This window comes from Stenotrophomonas sp. Y-13 (genome assembly GCF_046267925.1).
In the GTDB taxonomy this organism is placed as follows: domain Bacteria; phylum Pseudomonadota; class Gammaproteobacteria; order Xanthomonadales; family Xanthomonadaceae; genus Stenotrophomonas; species Stenotrophomonas acidaminiphila_A.
The window spans coordinates 1,513,778-1,536,083 of record NZ_CP176501.1; the positions used below are offsets into that span (position 1 = coordinate 1,513,778).

At 62.8% G+C, this 22,306-nt stretch carries 29 protein-coding genes; 25 read left to right on the forward strand and 4 right to left on the reverse strand.

Translation table 11 applies throughout. The features are described 5' to 3' along the window. Positions 1-23 precede the first annotated feature (23 nt). The 18 genes from ACJ7VY_RS06750 to ACJ7VY_RS06835 all read left to right on the forward strand — a co-directional run bounded on the left by ACJ7VY_RS06750 (position 24) and on the right by ACJ7VY_RS06835 (position 13,723). Complete coding sequence (locus ACJ7VY_RS06750) at positions 24-497, forward strand: DUF2924 domain-containing protein (RefSeq protein WP_409476620.1); 474 nt, start codon at positions 24-26, stop codon at positions 495-497. Next, a complete protein-coding gene (locus ACJ7VY_RS06755) occupies positions 494-1,906 on the forward strand; it encodes a recombinase family protein (protein ID WP_409476621.1) in 1,413 nt (470 codons plus the stop codon). Before ACJ7VY_RS06750 ends, ACJ7VY_RS06755 begins: the two co-directional genes overlap by 4 nt. Further along, positions 1,903-2,367, forward strand: coding sequence for a hypothetical protein (locus ACJ7VY_RS06760; protein ID WP_024541971.1), 465 nt, complete (start codon positions 1,903-1,905; stop codon positions 2,365-2,367). The genes ACJ7VY_RS06755 and ACJ7VY_RS06760 overlap by 4 nt, the downstream gene beginning before the upstream one ends. A 174-nt stretch (positions 2,368-2,541) precedes the next feature. After that, entirely contained in the window at positions 2,542-2,805 is a 264-nt protein-coding gene (locus ACJ7VY_RS06765; RefSeq protein WP_020200569.1) for a helix-turn-helix transcriptional regulator, read from the forward strand. Between the two features lie 11 nt (positions 2,806-2,816). Next, a complete protein-coding gene (locus ACJ7VY_RS06770; protein WP_020200568.1) occupies positions 2,817-3,293 on the forward strand; it encodes a hypothetical protein in 477 nt (158 codons plus the stop codon). 5 nt (positions 3,294-3,298) lie between these two features. Then, the gene (locus ACJ7VY_RS06775; protein WP_198848035.1) at positions 3,299-3,580 is read left to right on the forward strand and encodes a hypothetical protein; all 282 of its coding nucleotides are present in this window, start codon (positions 3,299-3,301) and stop codon (positions 3,578-3,580) included. Between the two features lie 2 nt (positions 3,581-3,582). Then, the gene (locus ACJ7VY_RS06780; protein ID WP_029043087.1) at positions 3,583-4,341 is read left to right on the forward strand and encodes a Bro-N domain-containing protein; all 759 of its coding nucleotides are present in this window, start codon (positions 3,583-3,585) and stop codon (positions 4,339-4,341) included. Further along, complete coding sequence (locus ACJ7VY_RS06785) at positions 4,341-5,201, forward strand: ATP-binding protein (protein ID WP_409476622.1); 861 nt, start codon at positions 4,341-4,343, stop codon at positions 5,199-5,201. Before ACJ7VY_RS06780 ends, ACJ7VY_RS06785 begins: the two co-directional genes overlap by 1 nt. Positions 5,202-5,206: 5 nt before the next feature. Further along, positions 5,207-5,836, forward strand: coding sequence for a hypothetical protein (locus ACJ7VY_RS06790; RefSeq protein ID WP_409476623.1), 630 nt, complete (start codon positions 5,207-5,209; stop codon positions 5,834-5,836). 9 nt (positions 5,837-5,845) lie between these two features. Then, positions 5,846-6,334 carry a DUF6511 domain-containing protein gene (locus tag ACJ7VY_RS06795; protein ID WP_409476624.1) on the forward strand — a complete coding sequence of 163 codons (489 nt, stop codon included), beginning with the start codon at positions 5,846-5,848 and terminating at the stop codon, positions 6,332-6,334. Continuing rightward, entirely contained in the window at positions 6,331-7,068 is a 738-nt protein-coding gene (locus tag ACJ7VY_RS06800; protein ID WP_263125911.1) for a hypothetical protein, read from the forward strand. Before ACJ7VY_RS06795 ends, ACJ7VY_RS06800 begins: the two co-directional genes overlap by 4 nt. Further along, positions 7,065-7,292: a helix-turn-helix domain-containing protein gene (locus ACJ7VY_RS06805; RefSeq protein WP_239884610.1), complete on the forward strand. Its 228-nt coding sequence runs from the start codon at positions 7,065-7,067 to the stop codon at positions 7,290-7,292. Before ACJ7VY_RS06800 ends, ACJ7VY_RS06805 begins: the two co-directional genes overlap by 4 nt. Then, positions 7,285-9,576 (forward strand): phage/plasmid primase, P4 family, encoded by a 2,292-nt coding sequence (locus ACJ7VY_RS06810; protein ID WP_409476625.1) that lies wholly within the window; start codon positions 7,285-7,287, stop codon positions 9,574-9,576. The genes ACJ7VY_RS06805 and ACJ7VY_RS06810 overlap by 8 nt, the downstream gene beginning before the upstream one ends. A 125-nt stretch (positions 9,577-9,701) precedes the next feature. Beyond that, complete coding sequence (locus ACJ7VY_RS06815; protein ID WP_088861525.1) at positions 9,702-10,166, forward strand: crossover junction endodeoxyribonuclease RuvC; 465 nt, start codon at positions 9,702-9,704, stop codon at positions 10,164-10,166. A 1-nt stretch (position 10,167) separates the two neighbouring features. Beyond that, positions 10,168-10,371, forward strand: coding sequence for a hypothetical protein (locus ACJ7VY_RS06820; RefSeq protein ID WP_020200558.1), 204 nt, complete (start codon positions 10,168-10,170; stop codon positions 10,369-10,371). Next, positions 10,364-10,750: a DUF6362 family protein gene (locus tag ACJ7VY_RS06825; protein WP_088862016.1), complete on the forward strand. Its 387-nt coding sequence runs from the start codon at positions 10,364-10,366 to the stop codon at positions 10,748-10,750. The genes ACJ7VY_RS06820 and ACJ7VY_RS06825 overlap by 8 nt, the downstream gene beginning before the upstream one ends. Positions 10,751-11,078: 328 nt before the next feature. Next, complete coding sequence (locus tag ACJ7VY_RS06830) at positions 11,079-12,491, forward strand: site-specific DNA-methyltransferase (RefSeq protein WP_409476626.1); 1,413 nt, start codon at positions 11,079-11,081, stop codon at positions 12,489-12,491. Beyond that, on the forward strand, positions 12,488-13,723 hold the full coding sequence (locus ACJ7VY_RS06835; protein ID WP_409476627.1) for a site-specific DNA-methyltransferase: 1,236 nt from the start codon (positions 12,488-12,490) through the stop codon (positions 13,721-13,723). The genes ACJ7VY_RS06830 and ACJ7VY_RS06835 overlap by 4 nt, the downstream gene beginning before the upstream one ends. Before the next feature lie 183 nt (positions 13,724-13,906). Here ACJ7VY_RS06835 and ACJ7VY_RS06840 read toward each other — a convergent pair whose 3' ends face one another. The 4 genes from ACJ7VY_RS06840 to ACJ7VY_RS06855 form a co-directional block, all read right to left on the reverse strand. Further along, positions 13,907-14,269, reverse strand: coding sequence for a hypothetical protein (locus ACJ7VY_RS06840; RefSeq protein WP_409476628.1), 363 nt, complete (start codon positions 14,267-14,269; stop codon positions 13,907-13,909). 97 nt (positions 14,270-14,366) lie between these two features. Then, complete coding sequence (locus ACJ7VY_RS06845) at positions 14,367-14,726, reverse strand: hypothetical protein (RefSeq protein WP_409476629.1); 360 nt, start codon at positions 14,724-14,726, stop codon at positions 14,367-14,369. 129 nt (positions 14,727-14,855) lie between these two features. Further along, entirely contained in the window at positions 14,856-15,419 is a 564-nt protein-coding gene (locus tag ACJ7VY_RS06850; RefSeq protein WP_409476630.1) for a DUF3489 domain-containing protein, read from the reverse strand. Positions 15,420-15,513: 94 nt separating this feature from the next. Then, positions 15,514-15,711 (reverse strand): DUF6900 domain-containing protein, encoded by a 198-nt coding sequence (locus tag ACJ7VY_RS06855; protein WP_055451284.1) that lies wholly within the window; start codon positions 15,709-15,711, stop codon positions 15,514-15,516. Between the two features lie 117 nt (positions 15,712-15,828). Here ACJ7VY_RS06855 and ACJ7VY_RS06860 point away from each other — a divergent pair, with 117 nt between their 5' ends. The 7 genes from ACJ7VY_RS06860 to ACJ7VY_RS06890 are packed head-to-tail and all read left to right on the forward strand — an operon-like array spanning position 15,829 to position 22,304. After that, entirely contained in the window at positions 15,829-16,377 is a 549-nt protein-coding gene (locus tag ACJ7VY_RS06860) for an elements of external origin (RefSeq protein ID WP_409476631.1), read from the forward strand. Between the two features lie 5 nt (positions 16,378-16,382). Then, entirely contained in the window at positions 16,383-18,338 is a 1,956-nt protein-coding gene (locus ACJ7VY_RS06865) for a phage terminase large subunit family protein (RefSeq protein ID WP_239901145.1), read from the forward strand. A gap of 17 nt (positions 18,339-18,355) precedes the next feature. Next, entirely contained in the window at positions 18,356-18,847 is a 492-nt protein-coding gene (locus tag ACJ7VY_RS06870; RefSeq protein WP_409476632.1) for a hypothetical protein, read from the forward strand. Continuing rightward, positions 18,847-19,239, forward strand: coding sequence for a hypothetical protein (locus tag ACJ7VY_RS06875; RefSeq protein WP_239901144.1), 393 nt, complete (start codon positions 18,847-18,849; stop codon positions 19,237-19,239). The genes ACJ7VY_RS06870 and ACJ7VY_RS06875 overlap by 1 nt, the downstream gene beginning before the upstream one ends. Beyond that, positions 19,239-19,460 (forward strand): phage head-tail joining protein, encoded by a 222-nt coding sequence (locus ACJ7VY_RS06880; protein ID WP_263125899.1) that lies wholly within the window; start codon positions 19,239-19,241, stop codon positions 19,458-19,460. Before ACJ7VY_RS06875 ends, ACJ7VY_RS06880 begins: the two co-directional genes overlap by 1 nt. A 38-nt stretch (positions 19,461-19,498) precedes the next feature. Continuing rightward, positions 19,499-20,995, forward strand: a complete 1,497-nt coding sequence (locus ACJ7VY_RS06885; RefSeq protein WP_409476633.1) for a phage portal protein — start codon at positions 19,499-19,501, stop codon at positions 20,993-20,995. 1 nt (position 20,996) lies between these two features. Beyond that, positions 20,997-22,304, forward strand: a complete 1,308-nt coding sequence (locus ACJ7VY_RS06890; protein WP_409476634.1) for a S49 family peptidase — start codon at positions 20,997-20,999, stop codon at positions 22,302-22,304. Positions 22,305-22,306 lie beyond the last annotated feature (2 nt).

Consider the following 22,306-nt stretch of genomic DNA (forward strand, 5'->3'; position numbering starts at 1 on the left):
GATCACAACAACGGAGTTCGCCCATGACAGCACACGCAACCTCACCAACGCCCGCCTCAGTCGCCGCCCGCGTCGCGGCTATTCCCCATCTTTCGATGGATGATCTTTGGGCTCTCTGGGACGACCATTTCGATGAACGGCCGAATCACCACCATCGGGTCTGGTTGGAAAGTCGCCTGGCCTACCGGATGCAAGAGCGCGCGTTTGGCGGTTTGAAACCGTCACTGCGCAAGAAGCTTGAGGAGGTTGGCGAAACCGGCATCTTGCCCAAGCAACTACGCGGCGATAGCCAACGCCTACTGCACGGTACCGTCCTGACACGCATCTACGACGACATTGAACATCGTGTGCTGGTGCGCGGATCGAATGATTTCGAGTACCAGGGGCAACGCTTCAAGAGCCTGTCCGCTGTGGCCAAGCGCATCACAGGCAGCCATTGGTCAGGCCCGGTGTTCTTTGGCTTGAAGGCACCAGCTTCGAAGAAGGGGGCGGCATGAGCTCAGTACGTCGAAACCAGATTCCCGCAGTCACGCCAAAGAAGCGCTGCGCCGTCTACACCCGTAAGTCCACTGACGAAGGCCTCGATCAGGAATACAACAGCCTCGAGGCACAGCGTGATGCAGGCTTGGCCTTCATTGCAAGCCAACGGCATGAGGGCTGGATAGCCGTCGACGACGGATACGACGACGGCGGCTACTCGGGCGGCAACATGGAACGGCCAGGGTTGCGCCGACTGATGATCGACATCGAGGCGGGGAAGATCGATACCGTGGTCGTCTACAAAATCGACCGCCTCACGCGCAGCCTGCCGGACTTCGCAAAGCTGGTCGAGGTTTTCGACCGCAACGGCGTCTCCTTTGTCGCGGTCACGCAGCAGTTCAACACCACCACATCGATGGGGCGATTGACGCTCAACATCCTTTTGTCATTCGCGCAGTTCGAACGCGAAGTCACCGGCGAACGCATCCGCGACAAGATCGCCGCCAGCAAGGCCAAAGGCATGTGGATGGGCGGAGTCCCGCCCCTCGGATACGACGTGGTCGAACGCAAGCTCGTTATCAACGACCGTGAAGCTGCGCTGGTACGTGACATCTTCCGCCGCTACGCCGAGCATGGCTCGGCTGCGCGACTCGTCCGCGAACTGGATATCGAAGGGCATACCACCAAGGCATGGGTCACCCAGTCCGGCCGGGAGCGATTGGGGCGCAGCATCGATCAGCAGTACCTCTTTACCTTGCTGCGTAACCGCATTTACCTCGGTGAAATCTGCAATCACGAGACGTGGTACTCGGCCCAGCACGACCCCATCATTTCTCAAGAATTGTGGGACGCGGCACACGCCTTCATTGAGAGGCGAAAGCAGGCTCCGCGCGAACACCGAGCCAAGCATCCGGCACTGCTGGCGGGACTTCTGTTTGCACCGGATGGCCAACGCATGTTGCACTCCTTCGTAAAAAAGAAAAATGGTCGGCAGTACCGCTACTACGTGCCTTACCTGCACAAGCGGCGCAACGCCGGTGCCAGCCTGGCTCCGCATACGCCGGACGTGGGCCACCTGCCAGCCGCCGAGATCGAAGATGCCGTGTTGGCGCAAATCCATGCTGCGCTCTCATCGCCGCAAATGCTGATCGCAGTGTGGAGATCCTGCCAGCAGCATCCGGCGGGGGCGACACTGGACGAGGCACGGGTGGTGGTCGCCATGCAGCGCATCGGTGACGTGTGGTCGCAACTGTTCCCTGCCGAGCAGCAACGGATCACACGGCTGTTGATCGAACGCGTGCAACTACACGGGCACGGCCTGGATATCGTTTGGCGAGAGGACGGTTGGATCGGATTCGGTGCGGACATCAGCACGCATCCCTTGATCGAAGAGTCCCAAGAGCGTGTCGAGGAGGCTTTGGCATGAATGCCACGACCCACCAGCGCCAGCGCGCCGTCCGCATCGAGATTGGAGCCGAGGCGCGCAGTTATGTCAGCGAGGGGCAGCGGGTTACCTTGGTGCCACTGACGATCAAGCGCCGCCAGAACCGGAAGCTGCTGATACCGCCAGCCCCCGAGATCGCGGACCGAATCGGTGGCTTCGATGTGCCGATGATCAAAACGCTGGGCAAGGCCTTTTACTGGAAGCGCTTGATCGACGATGGCACCTACTCCACGACAACGGACTTGGCGCACGCCTTCAAAGTGGAACCGGGCTGGGCTGCCGAGGTCCTGCGCATGACCATGTTGGCCCCCGATATCGTGGAGGCGATATTCGAAGGACGTCAGCCACGCCACCTGAATCTGCACACCTTGCGTGGCCGCCAAGAGCAACTGCCGCGCGATTGGGCTGCGCAGCGTCGATTGCTCGGTTTCTCCGACGCCTGATCTGCTTCCAGACACATCCGATGACGGCGAGCCATGTGCTCGCCGTTTGCTTTTCTGCACTGGGCCATTGGCGAACCTGGAGTTCCGTCGTGGTTCGCCATTGCGTCCCTTAAAGGTTCGCCACCCGAAGTTTGGAATGACACCTGTTACTCAACAACGTCACAGGAGCATTCCATGCAGACACCAACCAGCGGTATCCCCCGGTCGCCACAGCAGGCGATCAACACCATGTCACCCGGTGATCGCCGCGTGCTCAACGAAAACGAGCTCGCGCAACGCTGGGGCGTTAGCCCCAAGACTTTGCAGCGCTGGCGCAGTGAGGGTCGCGGTCCACGCTACCTGAAGCTGTCCAAGCGTGTCGGCTACCCGGTCGACGCGATCCTCGAGTTTGAGCGCGAAGCGCTGCACGACTCGACATCCGAACGCGCGGCGGTTTGAGGAGAGATGCGATGAATGACATCACCATCTTCCCTGCCGACATCGCCGAGATGTCGGTCAGCCAACTGGCCGCATTGCCGCCAGCGCAGAAACACGAGATCGACAAGAACCTCGATGCAGCCATCGACTGGCTGAAGAAGGCGCGCACCAAGTTCGATGCGGCACTGGATCAGTGCTACGGCGAGCAGGCACGCACCGCGCTGCGCGAATCCGGCCGTGACTTCGGCACCGCACACATCAGCGATGGCCCGCTGCACCTGAAGTTCGAGCTGCCCAAGAAGGTCAGCTGGGATCAGAAGCAACTGGCTGAGATCGCTGAACGCATCGTCGCCTCAGGCGAGAAGGTCGAGGGTTACCTCGACATCAAGTTGTCCGTCTCCGAATCCCGCTTCACGAACTGGCCGCCTGCTTTGCAACAGCAGTTCGCCGCTGCTCGCACCGTGGATTCCGGCAAGCCGTCTTTCACCCTTTCCATCGATTCGGAGTAATGACCATGAGCACCAATCTCATCGCCTCGCTGCGTCAACAGCTGCCGTCCATCTACGGCGAACACCTCCCTGACGAAATCCGGTATCGCCGCGCGGACGGTCAGGACGTCGTTGTCCCGCTTGATGTCGCCACTGTGGACGAGCTGGCTTTTGCCATCCAGACAGCCAACGCGGAATCGCTGGCGCTCGGCCGCCGCCGCACCGCGCTGGAAGAACTCCACACCGAGGTGCGCAAACGTGCCGCGCGTGGAGTCGACCGTATCGCCGACGTGTCGTGGGAGGGCTGATCATGAGCGCGATCATTCCCTTCCAGTTCGAAGCGCACGCCGTGCGCGTCCAGGTCGATGAACTCGGTCTGCCGTGGTTCAACGCCACCGATGTCTGCGACGCCCTGGAGATGGGCAATCCGTCTCAGGCGATCAAGTCCCACGTCGATGCCGAGGATCTCCAGAAATTGGAGACCCTTACGGCGGGTGGCCGTCAACGCCAAAACCACGTCAACGAGTCGGGGCTTTACGCCCTGATCCTCGGTAGCACCAAGGATGCCGCCAAGCGCTTCAAGCGCTGGATCACCGGTGAAGTGCTGCCTGCAATCCGCAAGACAGGCGCGTATTCCGCCGCCACCACGATGGCTGCCTTGCCCGCGCCGACCCAAGATCGCGTCACCGCCATCCTGCTGATCGGCGAAGCGGTCGCCAAGGTACCGGGTGTCAAGACCGGCATTGCAATGGCTGCCACGTTGACCTGCATTCAGGAAAACACCGGCCTGACCACGGAGGTGCTGCGCCGCGCTTTGCCTGCCGCCAACGAGCCGATCTGCTCGCTCAACGCCACACAGCTTGGCAAATTGCTGAGTCGCTCAGCCAAGGCCACGAACCAGTTGCTGGCATCCGGCGGCCTTCAGTTCCGCAACGACCGAGACGAGTGGGAACTGACCGAGGCCGGTGAAGCATGGGCCGAAGCCATGCCGTACTCGCGCAACGGCCACAGCGGCTACCAGATCCTCTGGAATCCGGCGGTCGCGGAACAACTGAAGGAGGTGGCGTGATGTCCCTCCCGATCATTTCCGCACAGCAGCGCTTGGCCGAGCGCAAAGGTGTGAAGTTGCTGATGCTGGGCAAATCCGGCATCGGCAAGACCACCCGGCTCAAAGACCTCGACCCTGCCACCACCTTGTTCCTCGATATCGAGGCGGGCGATCTCGCCGTGGCCGACTGGCCAGGCGACACCATCCGCCCGGCCTCGTGGCCGGAAAGCCGCGACTTTTTCGTGTTCCTCGCAGGCCCGGACAGGTCACTGCCGCCGGAGAGCGCGTTTTCGCAGGCGCATTACGACCACGTCATCGAGAAATTTGGTAACCCGACGCAGCTCGACCGCTACCAGACCTTCTTTCTCGACTCGATCACGCAGCTGTCCCGGCAGTGCTTCGCATGGTGCAAGACGCAACCCGGTGCCACCAGCGACCGTAGCGGCAAACCCGATCTGCGCGCCGCATATGGCCTGCTTGGCCAGGAAATGATCGGCGCACTGACACATCTGCAGCACGCACGCGGCAAGAACGTGGTGTTCGTCGCCATCCTTGACGAACGTCTCGATGACTACAACCGCAAGGTGTTCGTGCCGCAGATCGAAGGCAGCAAGACCAGTCTGGAGCTGCCAGGCATCGTCGATGAGGTCGTGACGCTGGCCGAGATCAAGGCCGACGACGGCAGTGCCTACCGAGCCTTCATCACGCACACCGTCAATCCCTACGGCTTTCCTGCCAAAGACCGCAGCGGCCGCCTCGACCTGCTGGAGCCGCCGCATCTCGGCGCACTGATCGCCAAGTGTGCAGGCCTGTCGCCATTGCCCATGCCCGTTAGCACCGGCACCCCCACTACTGAAAACACCACCGAATCCAAGGAGTAATCGCCATGTCGTCCAGCTATTTTGATTTCCAAGATGCCGATCCCCAACAGTCGGGCTTTGACCTGATCCCCAAGGGCGCTGTCGTGCCAGTGCGTATGACCATCAAGCCCGGTGGCTATGACGATCCGGGACAAGGCTGGGGCGGCGGCTACGCCACCGAGTCCTTCGAAACCGGCTCCATCTATCTCGCCGCTGAATTCGTGGTCACGGCTGGCGACCATGCCAAGCGCAAGATGTGGAGCAACATCGGCCTGCACTCCAAGAAGGGGCCGACCTGGGGCCAGATGGGGCGCAGTTTCATCCGCGCCGCGCTCAACAGCGCCCGCAACGTCCACCCCCAGGACAACAGCCCGCAGGCCGCCGCCGCGCGCCGCATCCAGGGCTTTCATGAACTGGATGGCCTGGAGTTTCTGGCGCGCGTGGACATTGAGAAGGATGGCAAGGGCCAAGACCGGAACGTGGTCAAGATCGCCGTCGAACCCGATCACCCCGAATACGCAAAACTGATGGGCGTGCCGCCCAAGGCTCCAGGCAGTGGACATTCCGGCGCTCCGGCGCAGGCGGCTGCGCCTGCGTATCAGGCACAGGCACAGCAACGCGCACCCGTGACCGGCAAGCCGTCGTGGGCGCAGTGAGGGAGGCCGATGAAATGCTGGGTCTGCAAACGACAGGCCCGGGGATTCGGCCACACCGACAACCGTCACGGTGTCGGCAATCCCCGGCGCTATCCCATCGACTGGGTATTTTGCTCGCAACGTTGCCAAAACGCGTTTCACGCGCTGTACGGCAACTGGTTGCGGGTCAAGGAAGGTCGCATCGACAGCAAGGAGGTCGCCATGATCGATCCGTCTGATGTCGAACTGGCCGCGATGAAGAAGTGCCTCAAGGCCTTCGGCGAGGCTGCGGGCGAGATTGGCTTCACCAAGCCGCTGGGCGACTACTCCGAAGCCGAGGCGCTGCAAGTGATCGACGCCATCGTCACTTGCTACACCGAGGCAATGGTCACGCACCACGAGGCGAGCAAGTACCCACCGGTACGCGGCATGACGCCTGCGCCCGACCCTCTGGCCAACCCGTTCGCGGATCTGGAGGACGACCTGCCCTGGGAAGAGCCGAAGGGGAAGAAGCCATGATCGACTTCAACTCCTCATCGAGCATCTCGGGTCAGGTTACCACCCTGGTGGACACGGGCCTGCAGCAGGCTCGCGCCCGCCAGTCCGAGCGCCAGTACCTCGGGGCCTCGCGCCTCGGAGTGGCCTGCGAGCGAGCGCTGCAGTTCGAGTACGCCAAGGCACCCATCGACCACGGGCGTGACACCCCGGGCCGAATGCTGCGGATCTTCGAACGCGGTCACGTCATGGAGGACTGCATGGTCGCGTGGCTCCGGGACGCGGGCTTTGACCTGCGCACCCGCAAGGCCGACGGCGAGCAGTTCGGTTTCTCGGTGGCCGATGGCCGCCTGCAGGGCCACATCGACGGCGTCATCGTCGGCGGCCCCGAGGGCTTCGCCTATCCCGCGCTCTGGGAATGTAAGTGTCTCGGCAACAAGTCCTGGAGCGATCTGGACAAGAAGGGCCTGACTCTCTCCAAGCCCGTCTACGCCGCGCAAGTGGCGATCTACCAAGCCTATCTCGAACTGCACGAGCACCCGGCGATCTTCACGGCACTCAACGCCGACACGATGGAGATCTACACCGAGCTCGTGCCCTTTGACGCAGCACTGGCCCAACGCATGTCGGATCGGGCGGTCAAGGTCATCACGGCGACCGAGGCGGGCGACCTTCTGCCGCGCGCCTTCCATGACTCGACCCACTTTGAATGCCGAATGTGCGCGTGGCAAGACCGCTGCTGGAGGACACAAGCATGAATACCTCGAGTTTGAATCACGTACTTGGCGAGCAGCTGATCGACGTGCGCCAGGCTGCACTGATGTTCAACCTGCCGTCGTATTGGCTCTCACAAGCCAAGGAACGACAGGAGCGTCGCATTCCGCATTACCGCGTCGGCAAATTGGTTCGCTTCAAACCCAACGAGCTGGAAGCCTGGATCGCCGCGCAGCAGACGTCACACGAGGGTGGTGCCGATGCTTGATTTCAATGACACATCACCACCAGGAGAAACGCGCCAGCGCAACGTCAATGACAGCGAGCGGGACGAGATTCGCACTGAACTGATCGCACGCATGGAATCAGTCCTGACCACGATGTTTCCGGCAGGAAAGAAGCGTCGTGGCAAGTTTTTGATCGGGGACATCCTGGGCAGCCCGGGCGACAGCCTCGAGGTGGTACTCGAAGGCGAGAAGGCTGGTCTCTGGACGGATCGTGCCACGGGTGATGGCGGTGACATCTTTGCCTTGATCGCCGCCTACCTCGGGGCCAACGTCCACACCGACTTTCCCCGGGTGCTCGACGAGGCTGCTGATCTGCTCGGTCGTTCGCGATCAGTGCCGGTACGCCGCGCCAAGAAGGAAGCTCCGGTTGATGATCTCGGCCCGGCCACGGCAAAGTGGGACTACTTCGATGCCACCGGCAAACTGATTGCGGTCGTGTACCGCTACGACCCACCCGGGCGCAAGAAGGAGTTCCGGCCGTGGGATGCCAAGCGGCGCAAGATGACTCCGCCCGATCCGCGCCCGCTGTACAACCAGCCGGGGCTGGCTGCCGCTGGTCACGTTGTGCTGGTCGAGGGCGAGAAGTGTGCGCAGGCCCTGATCGCCATCGGCGTGGTGGCAACCACGGCCATGCATGGCGCAAATGCTCCCGTCGACAAGACCGACTGGTCGCCGCTGGCGGGCAAATCCGTGCTGATCTGGCCTGACCGGGACGCGCCGGGCTGGGATTACGCTGACCGTGCATCGCAAGCAATCCTGAACGCGGGTGCGACAACGGTCGCCATCCTGGTGCCTCCCGATGACAAGCCGGAAGGCTGGGATGCGGCTGACGCCATTCCGGAAGGCTTTGATGTGGGAGGCTTCCTCGCTGTCGGCGAGCGGATGCCGGTGATGCGCTCGGTCGAGGAGACGCCACCACCGGATCTGCTGACCGGTGTCGACTGGGCTACGGAGGACGGCTTGTCCTCGGCCTTCACACGCCGCTATGGCGAGGACTGGCGCTACTGCGCGCTTTGGGGCAAATGGCTGGTCTGGACCGGAGTGCGCTGGAATCCGGATCAGGTGCTCTACGTGTCTCACCTCGCACGCGGCATCTGCCGGATGGCGTCACTCAAGGCGGACAGCCCTCGGCTAAAAGGCAAGCTGGCCAGCTCCGCCACGATCTCGTCCGTCGAGAAAATCGCACGCTCCGATCCCAAGCACACTTCCACCGCCGAGGAGTGGGATGCCGACGTCTGGGCGCTCAACACACCAGGCGGCGTGGTTGATCTGCGTACGGGCCGCATGCGACCGCACCGGCGCGATGATCGGATGACCAAGGTGACCACGGCCACACCGCAGGGCGACAGTCCGACGTGGCGCGCATTCCTGGCCGACGTCACAGGCGGCGACGCTGAACTGATTGCCTACCTGCAACTGATGGTCGGCTACTGCCTGACGGGCGTGACCAGCGAGCATGCGCTGTTCTTCCTATACGGGACCGGCGCGAACGGTAAGTCGGTGTTCGTCAACGTCCTGACCACCATCTTGGGCGACTACGCGGCCAACGCGCCGATGGACACGTTCATGGAGGCTCGCACCGACCGGCATCCGACCGATCTGGCGGGCCTGCGCGGCGCACGCTTTGTGTCATCCATCGAAACCGAACAGGGGCGGCGCTGGAATGAATCCAAGGTCAAGGCCATCACCGGTGGCGACAAGGTTTCCGCGCGTTTCATGCGCCAGGACTTCTTCGAGTACGTGCCGCAGTTCAAGTTGGTGATCGCAGGCAACCACAAGCCATCGATCCGCAACGTGGATGAGGCGATGAAGCGGCGGCTTCACCTGATCCCGTTCACGGTGACGATCCCGCCCGAACGGCGTGACGGCAGGCTGACCGAAAAGCTGCTCAAGGAGCGGGACGGCATTCTGGCGTGGGCAGTCGAGGGCTGCAGCCTTTGGCAACGACAAGGACTGAAGCCGCCCGCCAGTGTGGTGTCGGCGACCGAGGAGTATTTCGAGGCCGAAGACGCGCTCGGGCAGTGGATCGAGGAGCGTTGCCTGCTGGCCAAGACCCACCGCGAAGGCGTTTCCGAATTGTTCGCCGACTGGCGTGAATGGGCTGAGCGCGCGGGTGAGTACGTGGGCTCGGTCAAGCGCTTCTCCGAACTGATGGCTGCCCGCAAGTTCGAGAAGTGTCGGCTGACCGGGGGCGCACGTGGGATCACGGGCATTGCCCTCAGGCCCAAGCCGTACAGCCATGGCTACCCCTACCGAGATGACTGAGCAATCCGGGCGAGTGACGGATTTGACGGGTTTCCTGATTGACGCGCTACGCGTGCGCGCACGTAAAGGCTGTTTTCCAATGAACCCGTCGCTTCCGTCACTCGCCCCCGAACTGGAGCACGACGATGAACACGACAATCTTGGCCCTTGATCTGGGCACACACACCGGGTGGGCTTTGCTGCACCTGGACGGCACTATCACCAGCGGCACGGAGCACTTCAAGCCGCAGCGATTTGAAGGGGGCGGCATGCGTTTCCTTCGTTTCAAACGCTGGCTCAACGAATTGCTCTCGGCCAGCAACCACATCAACGCGGTGTTCTTCGAGGAGGTTCGACGGCACGCTGGCGTTGATGCGGCGCACGCCTACGGTGGCTTCATGGGACACCTGACCGCGTGGTGTGAGCATCACAACATCCCTTACCAGGGTGTTCCGGTCGGCACGATCAAGAAGCACACGACCGGCAAGGGCAACGCGGGCAAGGACGACATGATCGCGTCCGTCCGCCTGCGTGGTCACACCCCAGTCGACGACAACGAAGCCGACGCCCTGGCCTTGCTGCACTGGGCTGTCGAGACGCAGGAGGTGTGACATGAAGGTGCCGACACCCCAATACCGCTGCCCCCTCGGTCGTCTGCAACCTCAGGCCACGGATCTGGATGCGATCAAGGAACGTGGCTGGCGTGACCAACACATCCTGGTGGTCAACGCATCCGACGAACGTCTGGACTTCATCGAGCGCGAGATCGTGCGACGCATCGGTGACCGGCTCTACGGAGGGCGACGCAATGACTAAGTGGACTATCGAGGACGTTGCTGCTCGGTTTGAAGAGGCCGCAAGCACCAGTCGACGGTTGCCTCCTGTTCGAGTGCAGGGTTACTTCAACTGCTGGCCCGCCATTGTCCGAAGCGAATGGGAGACCTTTGCAGCGGACGAGAGGGTGTACCGATCCTTTCCGCCGAGTCCAGAGGCAATTGAACGAATGCTGGAGGTTATGCGCTGGGTGCAGTGGCTCACCATCGAGCAACGTCATCTCGTATGGATGCGCGCGAAGCGCTATGGCTGGCGGGATATCACGATCCGCTTTGCCTGCGACCGCACGACGGCATGGCGGCATTGGCAGCGGGCATTGCAGACGGTCGCAGATCAACTCAATGGTGTGGTGGTCGCGTAGGGTTTTGGCGTGATTTGGCGCGTATGGTCGGGGATGTGCGCCATCACGCGGCAATAAGCGGTTTTTACCCCTGCAACAAAACGACCTGATCTTGCGTAGTATTCATCTATCGTCTGGACAGAGGTGACGGCAGAGGAAGCAGACCAGAAATCAACGGGTCCTTCCCGGCCAAAAGCCAATGCGGGGGGCGACAGCGCGGCGCTTTTTTAGCGTCAGGGTGCGAACCAAGGTTCGCACGGTTCGCAGTTCGCACCCCGTCAGCTCACACCAACCCCAAAACCCGCCCACGGTTGTCGTCGGCGGGTTTTCTATTTTCAGGACACCCTCTTTGAATACGCTCAACGTCGAGTACCGCAAGGTCGGGGCGCTGATTCCCTACGCCCGCAATCCGCGCACACATTCCGATGCGCAGATCACCAAGATCGCCGCCAGCATCGTCGAATATGGCTGGACGAACCCGGTCCTGGTTGATGGCGACAACGGCATCATCGCGGGCCACGGTCGTTTGGCTGCTGCACGCAAGCTGGGGCTGGATCAGGTGCCGGTGATCGAACTGGCCCATCTCACCACCGCGCAAAAGCGCGCCTTGGTCATCGCCGACAACCGGCTGGCGCTTGACGCTGGCTGGGATGAGGAGATGTTGGCGCTCGAACTGGCGGAGCTTTCCGAAGCGGGTTTCGAACTGGCGCTGACCGGCTTCGAAAACATCGAGATCGATGCGCTGCTGGCAGATGCCACGCCCACCGAAGCAGAACCTGCGGCGCAGGATGGTGTAGACGCCGATGAACCCGATACGACCGATAACGTACCTGACACGCCAGTGGTGGCGGTGTCGCGCGAGGGAGATGTCTGGGCCATCGGCTCGCACAGGTTGATCTGTGGCGACGCCACCGACCCAGCCGTGGTCGCCACGCTGATGCAGGGTGACACCGCGCAGCTTTGCTTCACCTCGCCACCGTATGGCAACCAGCGCGACTACACCTCCGGCGGCATTGCCGATTGGGATGTCCTGATGCGCGGTGTGTTCGCACATCTGCCGATGGCGGACGACGGACAGGTGCTGGTCAATCTTGGGCTGATCCACCGCGACAACGAAGTCATCCCCTATTGGGACGGCTGGCTGTCCTGGATGCGTCAGCTAGGGTGGCGGCGCTTCGCGTGGTACGTCTGGGATCAGGGGCCAGGCATGCCCGGCGACTGGCAGGGCCGATTGGCTCCCAGCTTCGAGTTTGTTTTCCACTTCAATCGCAGCACCCGCAAACCCAACAAGATTGTTCCTTGCAAGCACGCAGGCCAGGAATCGCACCTGCGCGCTGACGGGTCGTCCACGGCGATGCGCGGTAAGGATGGCGAGGTCGGCGGCTGGACGCACAAGGGTCAGCCGACGCAGGACACCCGAATCCCCGACTCGGTGATTCGCGTGATGCGCCACAAGGGCAAGATCGGTCAGGACATTGATCACCCCGCCGTCTTCCCGGTGGCGTTGCCGGAGTTCGCCATCGAGTCCTACACCGACGCCGGAGACATCGTGTTCGAGCCGTTCGGCGGCAGTGGCACGACGATGCTGGCCGCGCAGCGCACTGGCCGCATTTGTCGCAGCGTCGAGATTGCGCCGGAGTACGTGGACGTGGCCATCAAGCGCTTTCAGCAAAACCACCCCGGCGTGCCGGTCACGCTCATCGCCACCGGCCAATCTTTCGAGGAGATCGCCACTGAACGCGAAATGGAGGTGGCGGCATGAACTGGCTGGCCGACAAGATCGAGCAGTGGCCGACAGCCAAACTGCTGCCCTATGCCCGCAATGCGCGGACGCACTCGGATGATCAGGTGGCGCAGATCGCCGCATCGATTGCCGAGTTTGGTTTCACCAATCCGATCCTTGCAGGCAGTGACGGCATCATCGTCGCTGGGCATGGACGCTTGGCCGCTGCGCAAAAACTTGGGCTTGAGATCGTGCCCGTGGTCGTACTGGATCACCTGAGCCCGACCCAGCGCCGCGCCTTGGTCATCGCAGACAACCGCATCGCGGAGAACGCGGGCTGGGACGATGCGATGCTCCGGATCGAACTGGAAGCCTTGCAACTCGAAGGTTTCGATCTGGACATCACCGGCTTCGACGCCGACGCGCTGGCCGAACTGATCGCGGGCGACGAGCCGGACAATAAGGGACAGACCGATGAGGATGCGGTACCGGAGGTTGGCGAAATTCCAATATCGCGCCCGGGCGATGTCTGGATCATGGGCCAGCACCGCCTGCTGTGCGGCGACTCGACTGTGGCAGAGAGCTATGCCCGGCTGATGCAAGGCGACGTGGCAGACATGGTCTTCACCGACCCGCCGTACAACGTGAACTACGCCAACAGCGCCAAGGACAAGATGCGCGGCAAGGATCGCGCGATCCTCAATGACAACTTGGGCGATGGCTTCTACGACTTCCTGTTGGCAGCATTGACGCCCACCGTGGCGAACTGCCGGGGCGGCATCTATGTGGCGATGTCATCCAGCGAGCTGGATGTGCTGCAGGCCGCCTTTCGCGCCGCCGGTGGTAAGTGGTCGACGTTCATCATCTGGGCCAAGAACACCTTCACGCTGGGCCGTGCCGACTACCAGCGCCAGTACGAACCGATCTTGTACGGATGGCCCGAGGGTGCGCAACGCCACTGGTGTGGTGACCGCGATCAGGGCGATGTGTGGGCTATCAAGAAGCCGCAGAAGAACGATCTGCATCCGACGATGAAGCCAGTGGAGCTGGTTGAGCGAGCCATCCGCAATTCGAGCCGCCCGGGTAACGTGGTGCTCGATCCGTTCGGTGGTTCTGGCACAACGTTGATTGCGGCCCAAAAATCAGGTCGCGTCGCGCGACTGATCGAACTCGATCCGAAGTACGTGGATGTGATCGTGCGCCGGTGGGAGGACTTCACCGGCCAGACGGCCATCCGCGAGGCAGCAGACCAGGAAGTGTGCGCCAGTTGAATGGCTGGCCAGGCTGCTTGGCCTCTTCTTCCTCGGCGATGCGCCGCAGGATTTGCAGGGTAGTGAGATCGCGCGGCAGTGCCATGCACATGACGCGCACAGCCTGCTCGATGGAGACGTCTGGACGCCGGTTGGCAATCAGCCAACGCAGCGCCTGCTCCCGTTCGGTGGCGGGCGTTGTCATTAGGCAGCCATCTCTTCGCAGATTTCGCAGTGGATCACAAAGCCTGTCAGGTAAGGCAGGCCGCGCGGGATGCCGTACTGCTTGCTGGTCTGGCGGCCAATCGTCCAGCCCATCCAACGTTGGGTGGCGGCCTTGATCGCATCCTGCAAGGCTTGGCCTTGGTACAAGCCGTTCTGGACGTCGTCGGCAAAGTGGCGTCCGTGGCGACTGTCGAGGAAGGTCCGCACCGATTCGAGGGGCTGGTGGGTGGCGTCCGAAATGGCGTTCATGGCCAGGGGCCATGCGGCGCTGGCGTGTTCGTTCATCGTGCCCCAAAAACCCCAGGCTTCGTTCTGGGTGGTGGGGATCTGGTTGGTGGTCATGGTGTCTTCTCCGGGTTGATCGTTGCGACACCTGTAGTAACGCGCTGTTCGATTGAGAAGCCAAGCTGTTCCTGGCTTCTTTCTCGATCAATTTCGCTTACCCGAGACTGGCTACGTAGCGGGCGTAATCACCGCCCTCGGGATTGACGTAGAGGTAAGGGCGTCCGGGAGCAGTGACCTCGACGCAGAGGTAGCCGTCGCCAGTGCCGCCACCCTTGCCACGCAGCCAGTCGCGTGACACCAGCAGGCTGCGCCCAAAGGCGTCGAATTCGGCAGGGGTGAACTCCTTGGTCTCGGTGACGTAGACCTTGTGCTGGTCGCAACCGCCCAGTTCGCCGAGGTCGGCAGGTTTGCGTGCAAACGGCAGGCGGATGCTCAACTCTTCGACCTGGAGGCTTTGGCCTGCGAACTGCAGAGTGCGTGGGGTGCGTTCGATGGTGATGGTCATGGTGCTCATGGCGGTTCTCCTGGTGTGGCGTCGTCAATCACGACACCTGTATGAACGCGCTGGTGGGGAGAGAAGCCAAGCTATTCATGGCTCCTCTCGCCATCTTTTTGGCTTCGCCGAAACTCGCTGTGCTCGCTTTCAGGCGATGCGGTAGATCCGCTCGCCACCCTGCGGCTTGTCCGAGACGATGGTCAGGCCGAGCTTTTTCTTGAAGGCCCCGGCGAAGGTGCCGCGCACCGTGTGCGCCTGCCAACCGGTGGCGGTGCAGATCTGGCCGATGGTTGCGCCCTCGGGGCGTTGCAGCATCCGGATCACTTCGGCTTGCTTGCTGTTCTCGCGAGTGCGCGGCTTGACCCACGTGGCTTCGGCGGCGGTTACGGCAGCTTCCAGTTCGGGATCGCTCGCGGCCGCAGGCGCGCCTTCAGCGTTGGCGATGATCCGGTCGAGATTGGCTTCGAACTGACCGATGCCCTTCCTGTTCCCGTCGGGACGCGGAATGCCCAGGGCGTCGTAGCCCTCCGCTGCGACAAACCAGTCGGTGCCGTCGGTGGTGATCAGTGCGCGGTTGAAAAGTCCGTCGAGCACCTTCTTGCGTGCGCCGCCTTTGATGTTGTCGGGGAACCAGTCGATCTTGCCGCTGGTGTGTTCAACCGCGTGGGCCAGGATCGCGTGCTGGGCAGGGGTCAGTTGGGTGGTGGTCATGTTTTGCTCCTTCGATGTGGTGGACGGTGATGTGATGAACGCGCTGTTCTCAAGTGAAGCCAAGCGCTTTCTGCTTGGCTTCTTCGCTTCGCAATCAGGTGTTGGCCTTGTCTGACGGGTTGGCATTGCGCCCCTGCTCGAGACCCGCGTTGAAGGCGGCTTCAAGCGCATCGCGTAGGCACCAGACCGCTACATCGTGGAAATCGAGGCTGTCCGAGCGGCGGGTTTCCAGGGTTTCGATGCCCAGCTTGTTTTGCGCGATCTGGGTCAGGAGTTGTTCGAGCTTGCTCATGTCCGTGTCCTTTCATGGTGTTGATGACGAACGTATGAACGCGCTGTTCCAGATGGAAGCCAAGCTCAATCCGAAGGAATGACGAACAAATGATTGAAGGTGCCCCGAAGGGGAAATATGGGTATTTCGATTCGTGCCTACGCACGCCACCGAGGGGTGTCCGATGCAGCGGTGCGCAAGGCCATCGCTGCTGGGCGGATCACGCCAGAGGCAGACGGAACGATTGATGCCGAGCGCGTCGACCGCGAGTGGGCGCGCAATTCCGATGCACCGCGCAATGGCACGGCCACCCGCGCGGTCAAGGTCGCCGTCCAGGAATCCAGCGGGGCCACAGGAGACGGGCAAGCAGCCTCATTGGCAACATCCGCAGCAGGTGGCACGTCCTTGTTGCAAGCGCGGACGGTCAACGAAGTGGTCAAGGCGCAAACCAACAAGGTGCGTCTGGCCCGACTCAAGGGCGAGCTGGTGGATCGGCCGCAGGCCATCGCCCATGTCTTCAAGCTGGCGCGATCCGAACGCGATGCCTGGCTCAACTGGCCCGCACGCATCTCGGCACAGATGGCAGCCAAGCTCGGCGTCGATCCTCACACGATGCACATCTCCTTGGAGGCGGCGGTGCGTGAGCACCTGCAGGAACTGGGCGAGATGCGCCCGAGGGTGGATTGATGTACATGGACTACGAAGGCGCTGCCGAGATTGAACGCGCGTGGCGCGAAGGACTGACTCCCGACCCGCTGCTCACCGTGTCCGAATGGTCGGATCGCCATCGGATGCTCTCCAGCAAGGCATCTGCCGAACCCGGGCGCTGGCGTACCAGTCGCACGCCGTACCTGAAAGCAATCATGGACTGCCTGTCGCCGACCTCGCCGGTCGAGCGCGTGGTGTTCATGAAGGCGGCACAGCTTGGCGCGACCGAGATGGGATCGAACTGGATCGGCTATGTGATCCATCACGCACCCGGGCCAATGATGGCGGTGTGGCCGACAGTGGAGATGGCCAAGCGCAACTCCAAGCAGCGGATCGATCCGCTGATCGAGGAGTCGTCCGCACTGGCTGAACTGATTGCACCGGCGCGCAGCCGGGATTCCGGCAACACCATCCTGGCCAAGGAGTTCCGGGGTGGCGTGCTGGTGATGACCGGGGCCAACAGCGCCGTCGGGCTGCGCTCGATGCCGGTGCGGTATCTGTTCCTCGACGAGGTCGACGGCTATCCGTTGGACGTCGAGGGTGAAGGCGATGCGATCTCGCTGGCCGAAGCCCGTACACGCACGTTCGCGCGGCGCAAGATCTTCATCGTCTCGACGCCGACGATCTCAGGGGCATCGGCTATCGAGCGCGAGTACGAGGCCAGTGACCAACGTCGCTACTTTGTGCCGTGTCCGCATTGCTCCCACCGTCAGTGGCTGCGTTTCGAGCAGCTGCGTTGGGACAAAGGGCAACCGGAGACCGCCGCCTACATCTGCGAGTCATGTGACACCGCCATTGCCGAGCACCACAAGACGTGGATGCTGGAGCACGGCGAGTGGCGCGCGATGATCACAGATGGCGCGGGTAAGACGGCAGGCTTCCACCTGTCGTCGCTGTACAGCCCGGTGGGCTGGCGTTCGTGGCGGGAGATCGCCGCTGCGTGGGAAGCCGCCGTCAGTAAAGAGTCGGGATCGGCCGCCGCCATCAAGACCTTCAAGAACACCGAGCTAGGCGAAACCTGGGTCGAGGAAGGCGAAGCGCCGGACTGGCAACGACTGGTCGAACGCCGCGAGGACTACCGCGTCGGTACGGTGCCGCAAGGTGGTCTGCTCTTGGTCGGCGCGGCCGACGTGCAGAAAGATCGCATCGAGGCGTCGGTCTGGGCCTTTGGGCGCGGTAAGGAGTCCTGGCTGGTTGAGCACCGCGTGCTGATGGGTGACACCGCCCGCGACGCGGTGTGGAAGAGCCTCGCTGAAATGCTGGCCGAAACATGGACACATGCCTCGGGCGCGGCGATGCCGCTGGTGCGCTTTGCCTTGGATACCGGGTTTGCCACGCAGGAGGCCTACGCCTTTGTGAGGGCCTGCCGCGATTCGCGTGTGATGGCGGTCAAGGGGGTGCCTCGCGGTGCAGCCTTGATCGGCACGCCGACCGCCATCGATGTCTCGCAGGGTGGCAAGAAGCTGCGCCGGGGCATCAAGGTGTACACGGTGGCGGTCAGCATCGCCAAGCTCGAGTTCTACAACAACCTGCGCAAGAGCGCAGATGTTGGCGAGGACGGATTGACCACGGTGTTCCCGGCCGGGTTCGTCCATCTGCCCAAGATCGACGCTGAGTTCATCCAGCAACTCTGCGCGGAACAACTGATCACCCGCCGCGACCGCAACGGCTTCCCTGTGCGTGAGTGGCAAAAGATGCGTGAGCGCAATGAGGCGCTCGACTGCTACGTCTACGCCCGCGCGGCTGCATCGGCGGCGGGTCTGGATCGCTTCGAGGAACGTCACTGGCGGGAATTGGAGCGACAACTGGGGCTGGCCAGTCCGCCAGCCCTTGAAACACCTACCGAATCGATCAACGAGGCCACCCAACGCGGTGGCCTCGCTGTTTCTGGCAACCGTAACACCGGTCGGCGCGTGATCAAAAGCCGCTGGCTGTCCTGACACCTCAAGGAGAAAACATGAGTCTTGCTACCCGTATCGAAAGCCTGGTCATCCGCGTCGCGCAGGAATTCAACGACGTCCGCGCCAAGGCAGGCAACCTGGCCAACCTCACCACCACCGACAAGTCAAATCTGGTCGCGGCCATCAACGAACTGAAAGCCGCCGTGGTGTCGTCGGCGGTGATCGACGATGCGCACGTCGCGGCCACGACCACGTACTCGTCCAACAAGATCGTCTCGCTGCTCGATGCGCTCAAGACCGAAATCTTGGGCGGTGCCGATGCCGCCTACGACACGCTGGTGGAAATCCAGCAACTGCTGCAGAACGGCACCAGTGGCCTGGATGCGCTGCTCGCCGCCGTCAACAACCGTGTGCGCTTCGATGCGGCGCAGTCGCTGACCGTGGCCGAGCAACTTCAGGCACGCAGCAACATCGGTGCCGTCGCGGCCAGTGATGTCGGCAACACCGAGACTGACTTCGTCGCGGTCTTTGTGGGTGCGCTGGTCTGATGAGCCTCGCATCGCGCATCAGTGCGCTGGCCAGTCGTGTCGGGCTCGAGGTCAAGACCAAGATCGACGCCACTCACCCCGGCGTGGCCCGGGCGTGGGTGTGTTTCGGCTATGTCGGCACGCAGGTCGTCGTGCGCGCATCGCACAACGTGGCCAGCGTGACCCGGACGGCGGCGGGCCGCTACCGCGTGACCTTCGCCGTTGCCATGCCCGACGCCAACTATTGCTGGACGGCGCTTGCCCGCAGCAGCACCAACAGCGGCACGCAGCGCATTGCCATCGTGCGATCCAGCACCGACCAGAAGACAGCCCAGTACGTCGACGTCAGTTGCGCCACCACGTCCGCATCGTTCGACGACTCCTCCGAAATCAACCTTACGGTGTTCCGTTGATGGCCTACACACAAGCACACCTCGACGCACTGGAAGCGGCGCTGGTCAAGGGCGAAAAGCGCGTGACCTTTGGCGACAAGACCGTCGAGTACCGCAGCGTCGATGAACTCCAGGCCGCCATTGGGGCGGTCAAGCGCGACCTCTTCGAGCAGGCCGTGGATACCGGGCTGTGGCCCGGTGCGCCACGCCAGATCCGGGTCACCACCGGCAAAGGGTTCTGAACATGCAATGGTTTGACCGAATGCGTAGACGCGTCGGCATGAGTCTGCTTGGCGGCACCCCGTTCTATGACGGTATCGGTGGCGGCCGTCGCGCATTGGCGTGGCAGGTCGGCAATCCAGGCGCAGTCGCAGCACTGGCGTTCACCCAGAACGAATTGCGCGCCAAGAGCCGCGATCTTGTACGGCGCAATGCCTGGGCAGCGGCAGGCGTTGAAGCCTTTGTCTCGAACGCCATTGGCACCGGCATCAAGCCGCAGAGCATGCTGGCCGATCAGCCCCTGCGAGAAGCCATTCATAGCCTGTGGTGGGACTGGTGCGAGGAGGCCGATGCCGCCGGACTGACCGATTTCTACGGACTGCAGGCCTTGGCCTGTCGCGCCATGCTCGAAGGCGGGGAATGCCTGGTGCGGCTGCGCTATCGCCGCCCGGAGGATGGCCTGCCGGTGGGCCTGCAACTGCAGTTGCTCGAACCCGAACACCTGCCAGCCACGCTGAATCAGGAATTGGCTTCGGGAAATGTGATCCGTGCGGGCATCGAATTCGACAAGCTCGGACGGCGGGTGGCTTACCACCTGTATCGCTCACACCCGGGTGATGGCTCACTGGCTCCGATGTCGGGCACTGGTGGCGTGGTAGGCGGTCTCGACACAGTGCGTGTCCCGGCTAACGAAATCATCCACCTGTTTCGTCCCTTGCGACCCGGACAGATCCGGGGCGAACCGTGGCTGGCGCGCGCACTGGTCAAGCTCAACGAACTCGACCAGTACGACGACGCCGAGCTCGTGCGCAAGAAAACCGCCGCGATGTTCGCGGGCTTCATCACGCGCCTGTCCCCCGAGGACAACCTGATGGGTGAAGGCTTGCCGGATGCCAGCGGAGCGGCATTGGCCGGGCTGGAGCCGGGCACGATGCAGATCCTGGAGCCCGGCGAGGACGTGAAGTTCAGTCAGCCTGCCGACGTTGGCGCGAGCTACGCTGAATTCCTGCGCATGCAGTTCCGGGCGGTGGCAGCGGCGATGGGCATCACCTACGAGATGCTGACCGGCGATCTGACGCAAGTGAACTACTCGTCGATCCGGGCCGGGCTGCTGGAGTTTCGCCGCCGCTGTGAGGCCATCCAGCACGGCGTGATCGTCCACCAGCTGTGCCGCCCGATCTGGCGTGCCTGGATGGAGCAGGCGCTACTTGAAGGCGCACTGGCGCTGCCGCAGTTCACAGAGAAGAAGCGCGACTACTTCGCGGCCAAATGGATTCCACAGGGTTGGCAGTGGGTCGATCCCAAGAAGGAATTCGACGCGATGCTGACCGCCATTCGCGCCGGGCTGCTGTCTCGCTCGGAAGCCATCTCGGCCTTTGGCTACGACGCCGAGGACATCGACCGCGAGATCGCCGCCGACAACCAGCGTGCCGATGAGCTCGGTCTGGTCTTTGACTCCGACCCGCGCCACGACAAAGCGCCCCAACCATCGGCATCGGGTGCTCACATAAATGCGGCCGCCACGGTGGCCGTGCCGCAAGACCAACAGGACAACTGACATGCAACTCGTTCATCTGGCGTCCCGCCTCTACGGGACGCCGCTCCTTATTGCGCGACCCAAACTCGACGTGATCCTCTCCGTGCTGGGTTCCCGCATCGGCTTGCCGGATCTGGACATGGCGATGCCGCTGCCCATGCCGCGCCAGAACGCCACATCGGCTCAGGCTGGCATTGCCGTCATCCCGGTGGTCGGCACGCTGGTCAGACGTTCGATGGGTATCGAAGCCGCCTCTGGCCTGATGTCCTACGGCGAGATCGAAGCCCGACTGGACGCCGCGCTGGCCGACCCACAGGTGGCGGGCATCCTGCTCGATCTGGACTCGCCCGGCGGCGAGGCCTCGGGTGTGTTTGAGTTGGCCGAGCGCATCCGCGCTGCCAGCACCATCAAGCCGATCTGGGCGCACGCCAACGATGCCGCGTACTCGGCGGCTTTTGCCATCGCGGCTGCCTGCCAGCGCCTGACGCTGTCGCAGACCGCTGGCGTCGGGTCGATTGGCGTGATCGCGCTGCACGTCGACCAGTCGGTGAAGGACGCCAAGGACGGCCTGAACTACACCGCTGTCTTCGCGGGCAGTCACAAGAACGATTTCTCCCCGCACGAGCCACTCACCCCCCAGGCCACCACCGCGTTGCAGACTGAGGTGGATCGCCTGTACGACATCTTCGTGAATCAGGTCGGACAGATGCGCGGAATCGATCCGGATGCCGTGCGCGCCACCGAGGCGGGGCTGTTCTATGGCGAGCAGGCGGTGGCAGCGGGCCTCGCCGACGCGGTGATGCCGTTTGATGCGGTGATGACCGAGTTCACCGACGCGTTGGCTGCCAAGCAGCGGTTGGCGCAGCCTGGCGTGGCCCGCGCCTCGCCGCGAAGCCTGTCCACTCAATCCATTTCAAACCCGCCCCGAAGCAAACCTTTCACCCTGGAGAACACCATGACCGACCCCAAAGACGACCACGAAAACCCGAGCGATCCGGCCGAGACCGACCCACAGGGCGACCAGTCGCAGACCGACAGCGATCCGCAATCGACGCCTGCCGCCCAAGCCGCACTGGCGCAGTCCTTCGCCAGCGGGCGCGGCCAAGCTCAGGCCATTGCAGAGATGTGCCTGATCGCGGGCCAATCCCAACGCACGGCGGAATTCCTCGCGGCAGGCGTCTCGGAAGCGCAGGTGCGCCGCGCCTTGCTCGACGCCCGTGCCGACCAACCCGAAATCGCCTCGCGTATCACCGCCGAGGCAGGAACCAGCCAGCACCCTGAAAACAGTCCGGTGGTCGCTGCCGTCAAGAAACTCACCGCCAAGGAGTAAGC